Consider the following 13,869-nt stretch of genomic DNA (forward strand, 5'->3'; position numbering starts at 1 on the left):
GTGCCTAGCCGCCCTGCCGGTTTGTGGCAAGAGCCTTGAATCCCTGGGCGATAGGGGATCGGGCCGATTGTTCAGGCCTGTGCCATCAATCCCTCAGCTTGCAGGGCGCGCTTCACCATAGGGCGAGCGGAAACCCGTGTCATATAGGCGGTGACAGCCGGATGATCCGAGAGGTCGATCCGGTGAAAGCGGCTCCAGCTGAGCACGGTGAAACAATAGGCATCTGCAACGGTGAAATGCTGGCCGGCCAGGTAGGAACGTCCCTGCAGGCACTGATCGAGATAGGCGAAGCGGCGCTGGAGGTGGCCCACGGCCAGCTGCCGGGCTTTCGGGGGCATCGGGGCGGTCCAGAGCGGATCAAAACCCTTGTGAAGCTCCGCACCCGTGAAGTCGAGCCATTCCTTGACGCGGTAGCGTTCCAGGGATCCCAGTTTCGGCAGGAGCCGGGTACCGGGCACCTGATCGGCCAGATACTCGAGGATCACCGGCACTTCGGCCAGGACATCACCGCTGTGAAGGGCGAGTGCCGGAACGTAACCCTTCGGATTGATCCTGATATAGTCCCGGCCGGAAGCCGTGGTCTGGGTCTTCAGGTCGACCTTGTCGTACTCGATCTGCAGGCCGGCCTCACAAGCGATAATTCTTGGCGCGAGGGAGCAGGCCCCAGGGGTGTAGTACAGCTTCATCGTGACCCTTCTTACCGAGCCCCCACGGGAATTTAAAATTATAACGTAACACGATGGGTAATTCCTACGTCATACGATGGCGCTTTCAAGGCACCTTAGACTAATTGATACACTATTTCACAAGCTATTTGTCGGCTCTCCAAGAAGCTCCCCTTCGCGGGCCCGACCCGAAGCCTGCGGATGCTTCCGGACGCGAAGCTTCGCCAAGAGGGGAAAGTGGTCCGATGCAACGCGGGCCAAGGGCGTCCTCACGGGCCCGGCATCAAGCACTTCGATCGACTTGGTGACGAAGACGTGATCGAGGCGCAGCACCGGCGCGCGGGTATGAAAGGTCGGTTGCGGCTCGCCGAAGGAGTTGGAAAGCTGGGCATCCTGCAGCGTGTCGGCGATCAGCCGGTAGGAACGTGAAAGAGGCGGCGCGTTGAAATCGCCCAGCAGCACCGCCGGTTCGGCGCAATCGGGATGGCCGATCCAATCCCGTCCGACGAGAGCCGCAGCCTGGGTCCGCCTTTCCCCGGAGCGGAGGGAGAGATGGGCGTTGACCACCTGGATGGTCTGGCCGTCAATCTCCACAGCCACCCAGAGCGCGCTACGTTTCTCGAAGGACGGCCGCGTCGACTGGGTCGGGAGCCGTCCGGACTTCACGACCCGCGAGGAATGGCGCGTGAGCACCGCGATGCCGTACTGCTCCCCCAGGATGCGGATCGTCGGCTGGAAATGCATGTCCATGCCGAGAGCCGAGGCCACGGTCGCAGCCTGATCCACCTCCCCTGTCCGGACGCGTCCGACGCGGACTTCCTGCAGGGCCACGATGTCCGGCCGGCAGGATGCGATCACCTCCGCGATCCGTGTCGGGGAAATCTGCCTGTCCGTACCGAGCCAGCGATGGACATTATAGGTGAGGATCCGAAGGGCGTGCCCCGGGCTTTCGGTGTGCTTCAAAGTTTCGTACCGGCTCAATTATCGTTACAGGTAAAGCCATCGCCCCGCTCGGGACAAGCCAAGAGGCCCGATTGCGCGGCGTATGTGTCAAACGTGTCGGATCAATGACTCTGCTTCAAGCCCGGTTCCAAGGCTTCGCAGAGCTCACGAACCGAGGATTTGAAGGCACTTGACCTTCCCATGATTGGAAGGACTAAACCTGCTCCCCATATCAGGATCAGGAGATTCCTCATGGCCACCGGCAAGCTTGCCCCCACCGACGCAATCGACATTCCCATCGAGGGCATGACCTGTGCCTCCTGCGTGAACCGGGTCGAAAAGGCGATCCGGTCGGTCGAGGGCGTTACGGCCACCAACGTCAATCTGGCGACGGAGCGGGCCCATGTGGAGTTCGGGTCCGGGAGTGCTAACCCTGCTGCCGTTGCGGAGGCGATCCGGACGGCAGGTTATGAGCCCTCCGACAGCACGGTCGATCTGAAGATCGGCGGCATGACCTGCGCTTCCTGCGTCGGCCGGGTCGAGAAGGCGCTCAAGCGCGTGCCCGGCGTCCTTGAAGCCAATGTCAATCTCGCCACGGAGCGTGCTTCCATCCGCTATCTCGGCGGAGCGGACATGGTGGGCCGTCTGATCACGGCCGTCGAACAGACCGGCTACGAGGCCGCGGCGCTGCGGCAGGACAAGGACCAAAACGACCGGGAGCGTGCAGCCCGGGAGGCCGAGATCTCCGGTCTCTGGCGTTCCCTCACCCTGGCGGCTCTCCTGACCCTGCCGGTTTTCGTGCTCGAAATGGGCTCTCACTTCATCCCGGTCATCCATGACTGGGTGATGGAGACGTTCGGGCACCGCACAAGCTGGTACCTGCAATTCGCGCTCACCACCCTCGTGCTGTTCGGGCCAGGCCTGCGCTTCTTCCGCAAGGGCGTGCCGGCCCTGCTGCGCTGGGCGCCGGACATGAACTCCCTCGTGGTGCTCGGCACCAGTGCGGCCTATGCCTATTCGGTGGTGGCCACCTTCCTGCCCGGCCTCCTGCCGGCCAGCATGGCGAACGTCTATTACGAGGCGGCTGCCGTGATCGTGACCCTGATCCTGCTTGGGCGCTATCTCGAGGCGAAGGCGAAGGGGCGCACCTCCGAGGCGATCAAGCACCTGATGGGCCTGCAGGCGAAAACCGCCCGCGTGGTGCGTGAGGGCCAGACCCTGGAGATCCCGCTCGATCAGGTGCTCGCCGGGGACGTGGTGCAGGTTCGCCCAGGCGAAAAGATCCCGGTCGATGGCGAGGTCGTGGAAGGCTCCTCCTTCGTGGACGAGTCCATGATCACCGGCGAGCCCGTGCCAGTGCAGAAGGCTCAAGGCGCCGAGGTCGTCGGCGGCACCATCAACAAGACCGGCAGCTTCACGTTCCGAGCCACCCGTATCGGTGCCGACACGGTGCTGGCCCAGATCATCCGCATGGTCGAGCAGGCGCAAGGCTCCAAGCTGCCGATTCAGGCGGTCGTCGACCGGGTGACGGCATGGTTCGTGCCGGCCGTGATGGCCGCAGCCGCCCTCACCTTCTTGGTCTGGCTCATCCTCGGCCCGGAACCGGCGCTCACCTTCGCGCTGGTCAATGCGGTGGCCGTGCTGATCATCGCCTGCCCCTGCGCCATGGGACTGGCCACGCCCACCTCGATCATGGTCGGCACCGGCCGAGCGGCGGAGCTTGGCGTGCTGTTCCGCCAGGGCGAGGCTCTGCAGAGCCTGAAGGAGGTCGGCGTCGTCGCCCTCGACAAAACCGGAACCCTGACTCAAGGCCGCCCGGAGCTGACCGACTTCGTGACTGCGCCCGGCGTTTCGGAACTAGAGGTGCTAAGGCTGGTCGCTGCCGTAGAAGCACGCTCCGAACACCCGATCGCCCAAGCCATCGTCGCGGCTGCCGAGAAGCGTAGTCTTAGCCTGCCCGCAACCGATAGCTTCGAGGCCGTGCCCGGCTTCGGGGTCTCGGCCATGGTGGAGGGCCGGAAGGTCCATGTGGGTGCGGACCGCTTCATGACGAAGCTCGGTCTCCCCATCGCCGAATTCGCCGACACGGCCGCTCGCCTCGGTGCCGAGGGCAAGAGCCCGCTCTATGCGGCTATCGACGGAAGGCCTGCCGCCACCATCGCGGTTGCCGACCCGATCAAGCCGTCGACGCCTGAGGCTATTGAGGCACTCCATGCGCTCGGGCTGAAGGTTGCAATGATCACCGGCGATAACCGCAGGACTGCCGAGGCGATTGCCCGGCGGATCGGCATCGACGAGGTGGTGGCGGAGGTGCTGCCCGAGGGCAAGGTCGAGGTGGTGAAGCGGCTGCGCGCAGCCCATGGCAAGATCGCCTTCGTGGGCGACGGCATCAACGATGCGCCGGCGCTGGCCGAAGCCGATATCGGCATCGCCATTGGCACGGGCACGGACATCGCGATCGAGAGCGCCGACGTGGTGCTCATGTCAGGCGACGTGCGCGGCGTGGTGAACGCCATCGCTCTATCCAAGGCGACGATCCGCAACATCGGACAGAATCTTTTCTGGGCCTTCGCCTACAACGTGCTGCTGATCCCGGTCGCGGCGGGCGCGCTCTATCCGGTCTACGGCATCCTGCTCTCGCCGATCTTCGCGGCGGGCGCCATGGCGCTCTCCAGCGTCTTCGTTCTCGGCAATGCCTTGAGGCTGCGCGGCTTCAAGGCTCCCGTTCCCTCCTTGCAGGGCATCGCCCCTGCGGCTCAACCGGCTGAAGGTGTCGCATGAATATCGGACAGGCTGCTCAAGCCTCCGGCGTCTCCGCCAAGATGATCCGCTACTATGAATCCATCGGGCTGATCCCGAAAACCGTGCGGACGGAAGCGGGATACCGGGTCTATTCGGATCATGACGTGCACACCCTGCGCTTCATCCGGCGTTCGCGCGATCTCGGATTCTCCGTCGAGCAGATCGCCGATCTCGTATCGCTCTGGCAGGATCGCGAGCGTGCGAGCAAGGATGTGAAGGCCATCGCGCTGGAGCATGTAACCGTGCTCGAGCGCAAGATCCGCGAATTGCAGGAGATGGCCTCGACCCTGACGCATCTCGCCAGGAACTGCCATGGCGACACGCGACCGCATTGCCCGATCCTGGAGGAACTGGCCAACGACGAGGCCGAGCGGGCACATGCGAAGCCCGATGCCAAGTTCGGCGTACTGGGCAAGGTGTCCGCACGATAGGCGCGGCCGACAACTCGCCACGACCTTCTCAGGACGAGGTGAGACTTCTATAAGGGCAGCTGTTCAGGCCGCCATCTCCACCTCGCGGCCGCGTCCGAGATCGCGCATGAGCTGCTCATAGCGGGGCATCCTGCGGAGCTGGTGCCTATAGTGCCGGCGCAGATTGTCGACGAGCCGCCCGCCGCGCGACAGAAGATCGTCGGCAAACGCGATCATGAGGGAGTTCGGCCATGCCTGAGGACGGATCTCGGCCAGCCGCTCGAAGAGAACCTCCTCACTTTCCTCCGGATTCGCCTGGGCCATGAGCGTCAGCATGGCGGCCGTCGAGCGGGACACGCCCATGTGGCAGTGAACGAGCAGATGCCCTTCGGCCCCTTTGCCACGTTCCTGAGCGACCTCGTCGCCGAAGCGGAGCACCGCCTCCACATGCTCAGGTGCAGGCAGGATCATACCCTCGATGGGGTTGATGATGTCGTGAAAGCGCAGGATCGTCCGATGATGGGGATCATAGGCCTCGAATGCTTCGGGATCCGGGTGTTCCGGATCGAGGATCGACAGCACATGGGTCACGGACCGCTCGCGCTGGTCAGGAAGCTCGGAGATGCCGCAGATCGTGAGCATCTTTATGGAATGGGGCTGCATCAAAGCACTCGTTCAACGGCTGGACCGGGACAAAGACCTTACCGGATGTTGTCCGGAGGTTAACTCATGGCTCTCCAATAGGATCACTTCGTTCAAAAGACTGTGTCTTGCAAACCACAGGCGCCGTCTGCCACATTCCGGCCACCGAAGATTCACCTTCTCGTCACTCCTGGGACTATCTCTTTTGAGGAACACCGCCGCCCGCAAGGGCTGGCGGATGAAGCCAATAACCAGAAACTGCAGGTTACCCTACTGATGTTTGCTGCACTGGCCCCGAGCCGATCCTTATTGCACAGAGCTGTCCGCTCCTTCGCTCTGATTCTTCCCATGGCCCTGGCGGCTTGCGTGTCCACCCAGCCTCCACAGCAGGCTGTGCGCCGCATCGATCCCGCCTATGCGGCGATGTATGGGCCGCGCGCCGACGAGCTCCACCCCCTCCCGGCGACGGACATTTCCGAGGTCGACCCACGCTTCCTGCGCCGCGAGGTTGCCTATTACGGCCGCGAAGAACCCGGCACCATCGTGGTCGATACGCAATCCCGCTTTTTGTACCTGGTGCGCGAAGGCGGCCGCGCGATTCGCTACGGCATTGGCGTCGGCAAGGAAGGCCTTGCCTGGGGCGGCCGCGCCCGCGTCGGTCGCAAGGCTTCGTGGCCGAGCTGGACGCCAACCGCGGCGATGATACGGCGTGAGCCCGAGCGTAACCGTCCATGGGCCGGCGGCATGCCGGGAGGCCTGAACAACCCGCTCGGTGCACGCGCCCTTTATCTCTATGACGGCGGCCGCGATACCATGTATCGCATCCACGGCACGACCGAGCCTTGGTCCATAGGCCAGTCCGTGTCGAGCGGCTGCATCCGCATGTTCAATCAGGACATCATCGACCTCCACAGCCGCGTCCCCGTCGGCTCGCCCGTGGTTGTGCTGCAGGGACAACGTCTCTTCGACGTTGAGGACGAGCTGCGGGTCTCATCGGCCTACTGACTGCGCCTGTACCAACTGGGACAGAGCAAAGGGCTGGCCGCTGGCTAGCCCTTTTTCTTAGATGACGGGTCACAACCGGCGTGTAGGATCATTCCGTCTCTGCTGGAGGCATTGTCATGACAGTCGAACGTGCGATCCTTCTGACCGTCGGCGGGCTCATCATCGTCAGCGTCCTGCTCGCCGTTAGCGTCAACATCAACTGGCTTTGGCTCACCGGCGTCCTCGGCGCCCATCTGGTGCAGGCCTCGTTTACGGGCATGTGCCCTGTGGTGATGATGTTCAAACGTCTGGGTCTTCCAAGCAAACCCGGCTTCACCTGAGCACGAGCCCCTGGAGGCTTCTCCGGCCTGTCCTATGACTCTGTATGGGACAGAGGCACAGGAGCTTTCATGGACGAATGGTTTCCATCGGCGCTGAAGCTGATGACGCGCGCCATCGAGATCGGCGGGATCGCCATCATCGTCCTAGGGATTCTCGGCGCCAGCCTCGCTGTCCCCTGGCAGGTGCTGCGGGGCCGCTCGGGATCCGAAGCTTTCACCCTGTACCGCTCGAATCTGGGGCGCGCCATCCTGCTCGGCCTTGAGTTTCTCGTGGCGGCGGACATCATCAATACCGTGGCTATCGAACCGACGCTCCAGAGCCTCCTGATCCTCGGCGGCATCATCCTGATCCGCACCTTTCTGAGCTTCTCTCTCGAAGTCGAGATCGAGGGACGTTGGCCTTGGGACAGGCACAAGGGGGAGGATGAGCGCCCGTCAGGCCGCACGGCATGAATGACAGGCAAGCCTTCCGACCCCCACGACAGGGCGATGATCCGTCACAAGGCATTGCTGCTCTCTTCATGATGACGTTAGGGCAATCTCAAGAAACATTGCCCATAACGGCTTGTGCAATTCTTCAATAACTGCCGGAAGCGCCTGTGAGAGATACGCCGTCAGGATGCCAGGGATGCCGGAACGGCGAACCACTCCCCTTCGATTTCACGATGGCCTTCCACCCGATCGTCGATCTTGAGCGAGGGGGTATATGGGGTTATGAGGCGCTCGTGCGCGGCACCAAGGGCGAGCCCGCCGGTGCGATCCTGAGCCAGGTCGATGAGGAGCGGCAGTACAAGTTCGACCAGGCCTGCCGGGTCAAGGCCATCGAACTGGCAGGACGCCTTTTTCCGGCAATGGAAAACACAAGGCTGTCCATCAACTTCATGCCGAATGCCGTCTACGAGCCGGCCGCCTGCATCAGGACATCCCTCGAAACAGCACGCCGCGTCGGTTTCGACATGAAACGCATCATGTTCGAGTTCACCGAGAACGAGCGCATGGCGGACACGAAGCACGTCGCCAGGATCATCGCGGAATACAGACGTCTCGGCTTCATCACGGCCATCGACGATTTCGGCGCCGGTCACGCGGGCCTGAACCTCCTCGCCAACTTCCAGACCGACCTCATCAAGATCGACATGGAGCTGATCCGCGGGATCACGGATTCCGCGGCCCGTCAGGCTATTGTCGCGGGCATCCTGCTGATCGCACGCTCGCTCGACATCACGATCATCGCCGAAGGCATCGAGACGGAGGCGGAGCTTGCGACCCTGAAGAGCGCCGGCATCAACCTGTTTCAGGGGTTTCTGTTCGCTCGTCCTGCCATCGAAAGCCTGCCGCCGGTCTCATTTACCGCAGGATAGGAGGCATTTAGGACACGACCTGTTTCTCCCGCGCATGACTTGAGCGGCGGCCCAACCCTGGGCGACCACTCCTGTTGAGGCCAATCAATCGCTCACATGCACCAAAACATGCCGTTTCTTGCCGACCGTCAGCTTCAAGGCGCCCTTGGTGAGATCGCCTGCCGTGACAGGGGTATCCGCATCCTGCACGAGAGAGCCGTTGAGCCTCGCCCCGTTGTTGAGCACGAGACGACGGGCTTCGCTCTTGGAGGCGGACAGCCCTGCCTGGACGAGAAGCTGAGCGACGGTCACACCGGAATCGAGTTCTGCCCGTGACAGATCGATGCTCGGAAGCCCGGCGGCATGCTCCCCCGCCTCGAAGGTTCTGCGAGCCGTTTCCGCCGCGTCTCTCGCCGCCTCCTCGCCATGAGCAAGCCTGGTCGCTTCCATGGCGAGGATCTGCTTCGCCTCGTTGATCTCCTGACCCGCAAGCTGCCCGAGACGATGCACCTCGTCGAGCGGCAGCTCGGTGAAGAGACGCAGGAAGCGGGCGACATCATCGTCCTCGACGTTGCGCCAGAACTGCCAGAACTCGTAAGGGCTGAGTTTCTCCGCATTGAGCCACACGGCGCCACTCGCCGTCTTGCCCATCTTGGCCCCAGTGGAGGTGGTGAGCAGCGGCGTCGTCAGGCCGAAGAGCTGGCGCTGGTCGATGCGGCGAGCGAGCTCGATCCCGTTGACGATGTTGCCCCACTGGTCCGATCCGCCCATCTGCAGCACGCAAGCATGATGGCGCGACAGCTCCAGGAAGTCGAAGGCCTGCAGGACCATGTAGTTGAACTCGAGCAGCGTGAGCGGCTGCTCCCGCTCCAGCCGCTGGCGCACGCTGTCGAAACTCAGCATCCGGTTGATCGTGAAATGCGTGCCGAAATGGCGCAGGAACGGCAGGTAGCGCAACGGGTCGAGCCAATCGGCATTGTCCACCGTCACGGCGTCGGTCGGCCCATCGCCGAAGGTGAGGTACCGGGAGAAGACCTGCCTCAATCCCGCAGCGTTCCTGGCGATCAGCTCCCCGTCGAGCAGCGGCCGGCTCGCATCGCGAAAGCTCGGATCGCCGATCTGCGAGGTGCCGCCGCCGATGAGCACGACCGGCTTGTGGCCGCACTTCTGCAGCCAGCGCAGGGTCATGATCTGCACGAGGCTTCCAATATGCAGGCTGTCCGCCGTGGCGTCGAAGCCGATATAGGCCGCGACTGGCCCTAGTGAGAGCCGCTCGTCGAGAGCGGCCAGATCGGTGCATTGATGAATGAAGCCGCGCTCGGTGAGCGTCTTCAGGAATTCGGATTTCGGGGTGCTCATGTCTGTCTCCTGGGGTTTAGCGGAAGCCGCTGCCCGGAGACCTGATCACCAAATGAAGATGCCGCCGGAGAGCGGCGGCATCGAACGTCTGGTCGCAACCGAACGGAGCCGCCCTATGGGGACGGCGTAAAATAGTTCGTGAAAGTGGTACGGCCGGTGATCATGGGAGCATTCTTATGAGCGCGAGGCTGGATCGTCAACAGGGTTCAGAAATACGGGTTGTCATTCCCGGCCGGAGCGTCAGCGGTGGGGAAGGGAATCCACTCGCACGCTCAGCGCCAGGGATCCCCTTCCCTCGCTGACGCTCGCCGGAGATGACAAGGAGTTAGCCGGTTATCGGCTGCCTAGAAATAGGCTTTCAGATTTCCGCGTACCCGCTCCAGCACCGACACGTTCGGATCCGGCAGCGCGAAACTCTGACCCGTGATCCGCTCGAAGGCATCGATATAGACCCGTGAGGTTTCCAGAACCACGTCCTGAGGAATCTCCGGGACATCGTCCTTGTAGGGATCGCAGCGCGCCACCACCCAGTTCCGGACAAAATCCTTGTCGAAGCTCTCGGGCCGCTCGCCTGCCTCGAAACGCTGCTGGTAGCTTTCAAGGAACCAGTAGCGGCTCGAGTCCGGGGTGTGGATCTCGTCGGCGATCGTGATGGTGCCGTTCTCGTCGATGCCGAACTCGTATTTCGTGTCGACGAGGATGAGGCCGCGCTCGCGCGCCATCTCCCGGCCCTTCGCGAAGAGCGCGAAGGCATAGTCGGAGACCGTGCGCCACTGCGCCTCGGTCAGGAGCCCTTGGCCGACGATCTCGGCGGGCGTCAGCGGCTCGTCATGGCCGCCATGAAAGGCCTTGCTCGTCGGCGTGATGATGGTCTGCGGCAGCTTCTCGTTGTCGCGCATGCCATCCGGCAGGCGAATGCCATACATCTCGCGCTCGCCCTTCTTGTAGATGGAGAGGATCGAGGTGCCCGTCGTGCCGGCAAGAAAGTCCCGCACCACGATCTCGACCGGCAGGATGGTGAGCTTGCGCCCGATCAGCACGTTCGGATCCGGGTATTCGATGACGTGGTTGGGGCAGATATCCGCCGTCTTCTCGAACCAGAACCTCGCCGTCTGAGTCAGCACCTGGCCCTTGAGCGGAATGGCCGCGAGGTTTCGGTCGAAGGCGCTCAACCGGTCGGAGGCAATGATGATGCGGCGCCCGTCCGGCAGGTCGTAGTTGTCGCGCACCTTGCCGCGGTAATGGTTCGGCAGCTCCGGGATGGTGGCGTCCTCGAGGACGTAACCGGCATAGGCTCCAAGGGCTGCTTTATCGACCATGCTCACCTGCCAAGGATTTCTGGGCGCCGCACGGGAACGGCGGCAGGCGGAGTTCTAGCCAGAAATCGCGCCCATGCTAGACCCCGGATGGCAAAAACCTGTCCTTTCCACCAGAACGGGCCAGCTCCCGCCTCTACTGCGTCGCACGGGCATCCCTGCGATAGGTTGCATTGACGCCAGACAAGGTCACAGTAGTCTCGTAGCCCTGAGCGTCGACGATGGTCCACGCTTTGAGCGCATTGGCCCGGGTGTCAAAGCGGAGCGTGATCTTGGACGTGCCGCCGAGGGTCGCTGAGTCGTCGAAGCGGACGGTCACAACACCGTCGCGGCCCACCTGCACGTCACGCACCTTGGTGTCGCGCGACAGGTCGATATTGTCCTGCACCAGGAATTTTAGGGGTGTCTGGGCGACGGGATAGACATCATTGGTGCCGAGTTTCTTGTCGCGGATCGCCACGTTGCGCCCATCGGAAATCACCTCGAGGGTACTCGGCGGCGCATAGGCGAAATGGAACTGGCCTGGGCGGCGCATGGAGAGATTGCCCTCCGCCTGCTGACCGTTGGGGTTCTTCTGCACGAAATAGGCCGACAGCTGATCGATGCTGTTGAAATAGGCATTCACCCGGTCGAGGGCCTCCTCCGGGGATTTCGGACCGGGCGGTGAGGTCGGGGTCGGAGCCGATGCAGGCGCCGCCACGGCCGTGACGGCTGGAGCAGCCTGAACCGGGGTGGAGCGTGCAGGCTTCGGCGGCTCGGTCACCTTGACCGGAGGCGATGCCTCGACCGGTTTGGGCGGCTCTGCCGTCTGGGCCGGCGCTGGGGGGGCTGGCTTCTGAGGCGCGGGCGCGGGCGGTTGAGAAACTGGCTTTTCGGAGACGGCGGCAGGAGCCTGGGGCTTTGGCTGCGGTTTCGAGGCCGTCTGAGGAGCAGGCTGAGGCTTCGGCTGAGCGGCCTTCTGTGGCGCAGGGGCCAGCGGCTTCGGAGCGGCCGCGCTCGGCTGTGGCCGCGATTGAGCTTGCGGGCTCGGCTTTGCAGGCGCCGGTGCAGCCGACTCGACCTGAGGGGCGCTTGCGGGCGGGGCGGGTTTCTTGAAGACGCCGTCCAGGAACCGGGTCAGTGGATCGGAGGGCTGCTGAGCAGCGGCCGGGGACACGCACGCCAGGGCGAGAGCAAGACCGAGAATGTAACGCGGGGACGAATGGAGCATGACGCCACTGCTAACCTGAAAAAGCACGAAGGCCGGTGCGCAAAAGCACGGCTCATCAAGGATTTATGGCTTGGATAAGAGGCTGAATGAAGGCGGGAACCTTGACGGTGAAAGCGATACGCGTCCAGGGCGCGTCAAGCGGCATCCGCCATCTCGTCGTCATCCACGGCCTGACGGACGGGCGCAGGCCGCGGCTTTGGGGTGCGCGGACGGGAGGGTTGCCGCTTCTTGGCCTTGGCGGCTGGCTTCGACGGGCTGCCGATGCCTTTCCACCAGGCTTGCCAACTCCAGGCACCCGGTCCTGTAAGGATGTAGAAGAGAAGCCCGGCGAGAACTCCGAGATGGGAAAGGAACACAACCTGCTCGGTCTGACGCGTCAGGCCGCCGTAATCCCAGAAACGGTGCAGGGTTCCGGTCGTCACCACGAGGGCGGCGATCAGGACGGAAGCGCTCAGGCGTGGGGCTAGGCCTAAAACCAAGGCCAGAGGCCCGAAGACCTCTGCCATGACGACGATGGTTGCTACCACATCCCCGTAGGGCATGCCCTTCATGGTCAATGTCGCGGCAAAGCCCGAGATGTTGGCGGCGCGTCCGATGGCCGCCGGCAGGAAGCAGCCCGCCAGCAGAAGGCGGTTCAGCAGCAGAACTCCGTTGACCCCTGCACCCCTGTCCATGCCCCTGCCCTTTCGCGTCGGCCAGCCGGGAATCGGTTGGCGCCAGGACAGCATTTGACGGAAAGGTTCTTAACCTGTTCTTAGCGCCGCCAGAGGTTTCAGGGATCTCTACAGCTTGAGATTCCGTTCCCGCAGCATGCTTTCCCAGCGCATGGAGTGATCCACGATGCTGGCGAGGTCATCGTGCCGCGGCTCCCATCCCAGCCGGGAGCGGATTCGATCCGAATTCGCCACGATCGTCACCGGATCGCCGGCCCGGCGGGGCGCAAAGCGCGCCTCGACAGGCTTTCCAGAGACCTTGCGCACTGTCTCGATGACCTCGGAGACCGAATAGCCATGCCCGTAGCCGCAATTCACCACAAGGCTCTCCCCTCCCTGGTCGAGATGGTTCAGAGCAAGCATGTGGGCTGCGATCAGATCGGTCACGTGGATATAATCCCGGATGCAGGTTCCATCCGGCGTCGGATAGTCGGAGCCGAATACCTCCATGTGGGAGCGCATGCCGAGCGCGGTCTGGATTGCCACCTTGATGAGATGGGTGGCATTGGCCGTGGACTGGCCGTGGCGCATGGCGGGGTCGGACCCGGCGACATTGAAATAACGCAGGATCACGTAGCGCATGTCGTGGGCCGCTGCGACGTCACGCAGCATCACCTCGGTCAGCTGCTTGGAGCTGCCATAGGGAGACAGGGGGGCCAGCGGCGCATCCTCGCCGAGCGGCTGGTCGGAGGCATTGCCATAAACGGCAGCAGTCGAGGAGAAGACGAACTTCTTAACGTTGGCCGCCACGGCAGCGGCCATCAGGGAGCGACTCTTGACGGTGTTGTTGAGGTAATAGCCCAGCGGATCCGTCACGGATTCAGGCACGACCAGCTTTGCGGCGAAATGCGCGATTGCGTCGATCTTGTAGGATTGCAGGGTCCGCAGAACCAGCTCGTAATCGCCAATATCGCCCACAACGAGCGGCACGCCCTCCGGGACCGACCACCGGAAGCCGGTCGACAAATTATCGAACACGATGGGCTTGTGACCGGCATCGAGGAGGGCCAGAACCATGTGGCCGCCGATATAACCGGCACCGCCCGTGACAAGAACGTTCATGAGATCTCCTGGAGATGGTCGCTCAACATTGTGTCATGGTGGCTCTATTGCAGCTGGATTTCCAGATCAACCCGACCGCAATC

14 protein-coding genes are annotated in these 13,869 nt (G+C 63.1%); 6 read left to right on the forward strand and 8 right to left on the reverse strand.

The genetic code is table 11. The annotated features are described in order from the left end of the window. Positions 1-71 precede the first annotated feature (71 nt). Positions 72-686, reverse strand: coding sequence for a glutathione transferase GstA (gene gstA, locus I2H36_RS12390; RefSeq protein WP_196264208.1), 615 nt, complete (start codon positions 684-686; stop codon positions 72-74). Between the two features lie 117 nt (positions 687-803). Beyond that, positions 804-1,628, reverse strand: coding sequence for an endonuclease/exonuclease/phosphatase family protein (locus I2H36_RS12395; RefSeq protein ID WP_196264209.1), 825 nt, complete (start codon positions 1,626-1,628; stop codon positions 804-806). Positions 1,629-1,859: 231 nt separating this feature from the next. On the opposite strand from I2H36_RS12395, the gene I2H36_RS12400 reads away from it, so the two are divergent. Together I2H36_RS12400 and cueR are read left to right on the forward strand one after the other, a co-directional pair. Continuing rightward, entirely contained in the window at positions 1,860-4,388 is a 2,529-nt protein-coding gene (locus I2H36_RS12400) for a heavy metal translocating P-type ATPase (protein WP_196264210.1), read from the forward strand. Next, positions 4,385-4,840 carry a Cu(I)-responsive transcriptional regulator gene (cueR, locus tag I2H36_RS12405; RefSeq protein WP_196264211.1) on the forward strand — a complete coding sequence of 152 codons (456 nt, stop codon included), beginning with the start codon at positions 4,385-4,387 and terminating at the stop codon, positions 4,838-4,840. Before I2H36_RS12400 ends, cueR begins: the two co-directional genes overlap by 4 nt. A 63-nt stretch (positions 4,841-4,903) precedes the next feature. Here cueR and I2H36_RS12410 read toward each other — a convergent pair whose 3' ends face one another. Next, a complete protein-coding gene (locus I2H36_RS12410; protein ID WP_196264212.1) occupies positions 4,904-5,482 on the reverse strand; it encodes a tyrosine phosphatase family protein in 579 nt (192 codons plus the stop codon). 327 nt (positions 5,483-5,809) lie between these two features. On the opposite strand from I2H36_RS12410, the gene I2H36_RS12415 reads away from it, so the two are divergent. The 4 genes from I2H36_RS12415 (at position 5,810) to I2H36_RS12430 (ending at position 8,147) form a co-directional block, all read left to right on the forward strand. Continuing rightward, positions 5,810-6,466, forward strand: coding sequence for a L,D-transpeptidase (locus tag I2H36_RS12415; protein WP_246718772.1), 657 nt, complete (start codon positions 5,810-5,812; stop codon positions 6,464-6,466). Positions 6,467-6,582: 116 nt separating this feature from the next. Beyond that, positions 6,583-6,786 carry a YgaP family membrane protein gene (locus I2H36_RS12420; RefSeq protein WP_196264214.1) on the forward strand — a complete coding sequence of 68 codons (204 nt, stop codon included), beginning with the start codon at positions 6,583-6,585 and terminating at the stop codon, positions 6,784-6,786. A 69-nt stretch (positions 6,787-6,855) separates the two neighbouring features. Beyond that, positions 6,856-7,239: a DUF1622 domain-containing protein gene (locus I2H36_RS12425; protein WP_196264215.1), complete on the forward strand. Its 384-nt coding sequence runs from the start codon at positions 6,856-6,858 to the stop codon at positions 7,237-7,239. Positions 7,240-7,451: 212 nt separating this feature from the next. Next, complete coding sequence (locus I2H36_RS12430; protein ID WP_196264216.1) at positions 7,452-8,147, forward strand: EAL domain-containing protein; 696 nt, start codon at positions 7,452-7,454, stop codon at positions 8,145-8,147. A gap of 84 nt (positions 8,148-8,231) precedes the next feature. Here I2H36_RS12430 and tyrS read toward each other — a convergent pair whose 3' ends face one another. The 5 genes from tyrS to galE all read right to left on the reverse strand — a co-directional run bounded on the left by tyrS (position 8,232) and on the right by galE (position 13,786). Beyond that, positions 8,232-9,485, reverse strand: a complete 1,254-nt coding sequence (gene tyrS / locus I2H36_RS12435; RefSeq protein ID WP_196264217.1) for a tyrosine--tRNA ligase — start codon at positions 9,483-9,485, stop codon at positions 8,232-8,234. Between the two features lie 344 nt (positions 9,486-9,829). Further along, positions 9,830-10,804 carry a phosphoribosylaminoimidazolesuccinocarboxamide synthase gene (locus tag I2H36_RS12440; protein WP_196264218.1) on the reverse strand — a complete coding sequence of 325 codons (975 nt, stop codon included), beginning with the start codon at positions 10,802-10,804 and terminating at the stop codon, positions 9,830-9,832. Between the two features lie 133 nt (positions 10,805-10,937). Then, the gene (locus tag I2H36_RS20335; protein WP_196264219.1) at positions 10,938-12,011 is read right to left on the reverse strand and encodes a LolA family protein; all 1,074 of its coding nucleotides are present in this window, start codon (positions 12,009-12,011) and stop codon (positions 10,938-10,940) included. Positions 12,012-12,145: 134 nt separating this feature from the next. After that, complete coding sequence (locus tag I2H36_RS12450) at positions 12,146-12,685, reverse strand: DoxX family protein (protein ID WP_196264220.1); 540 nt, start codon at positions 12,683-12,685, stop codon at positions 12,146-12,148. A gap of 108 nt (positions 12,686-12,793) precedes the next feature. Further along, positions 12,794-13,786 carry a UDP-glucose 4-epimerase GalE gene (galE, locus tag I2H36_RS12455; RefSeq protein ID WP_196264221.1) on the reverse strand — a complete coding sequence of 331 codons (993 nt, stop codon included), beginning with the start codon at positions 13,784-13,786 and terminating at the stop codon, positions 12,794-12,796. Positions 13,787-13,869: the final 83 nt, after the last annotated feature.

Origin of the sequence: Microvirga terrestris, assembly GCF_015694425.1 — a bacterium.
In the GTDB taxonomy this organism is placed as follows: domain Bacteria; phylum Pseudomonadota; class Alphaproteobacteria; order Rhizobiales; family Beijerinckiaceae; genus Microvirga; species Microvirga terrestris.

Excerpts from the sequence above, each read along its gene's own strand:
- gstA (WP_196264208.1), bottom strand. The coding sequence starts at position 686 with ATGAAGCTGTACTACACCCCTGGGGCCTGCTCCCTCGCGCCAAGAATT.
- I2H36_RS12400 (WP_196264210.1), top strand. The coding sequence starts at position 1,860 with ATGGCCACCGGCAAGCTTGCCCCCACCGACGCAATCGACATTCCCATC.
- cueR (WP_196264211.1), top strand. The coding sequence starts at position 4,385 with ATGAATATCGGACAGGCTGCTCAAGCCTCCGGCGTCTCCGCCAAGATG.
- I2H36_RS12410 (WP_196264212.1), bottom strand. The coding sequence starts at position 5,482 with ATGCAGCCCCATTCCATAAAGATGCTCACGATCTGCGGCATCTCCGAG.
- I2H36_RS12415 (WP_246718772.1), top strand. The coding sequence starts at position 5,810 with ATGGCCCTGGCGGCTTGCGTGTCCACCCAGCCTCCACAGCAGGCTGTG.
- I2H36_RS12420 (WP_196264214.1), top strand. The coding sequence starts at position 6,583 with ATGACAGTCGAACGTGCGATCCTTCTGACCGTCGGCGGGCTCATCATC.
- I2H36_RS12425 (WP_196264215.1), top strand. The coding sequence starts at position 6,856 with ATGGACGAATGGTTTCCATCGGCGCTGAAGCTGATGACGCGCGCCATC.
- I2H36_RS12430 (WP_196264216.1), top strand. The coding sequence starts at position 7,452 with ATGGCCTTCCACCCGATCGTCGATCTTGAGCGAGGGGGTATATGGGGT.
- tyrS (WP_196264217.1), bottom strand. The coding sequence starts at position 9,485 with ATGAGCACCCCGAAATCCGAATTCCTGAAGACGCTCACCGAGCGCGGC.
- I2H36_RS12440 (WP_196264218.1), bottom strand. The coding sequence starts at position 10,804 with ATGGTCGATAAAGCAGCCCTTGGAGCCTATGCCGGTTACGTCCTCGAG.
- I2H36_RS20335 (WP_196264219.1), bottom strand. The coding sequence starts at position 12,011 with ATGCTCCATTCGTCCCCGCGTTACATTCTCGGTCTTGCTCTCGCCCTG.
- I2H36_RS12450 (WP_196264220.1), bottom strand. The coding sequence starts at position 12,685 with ATGGACAGGGGTGCAGGGGTCAACGGAGTTCTGCTGCTGAACCGCCTT.
- galE (WP_196264221.1), bottom strand. The coding sequence starts at position 13,786 with ATGAACGTTCTTGTCACGGGCGGTGCCGGTTATATCGGCGGCCACATG.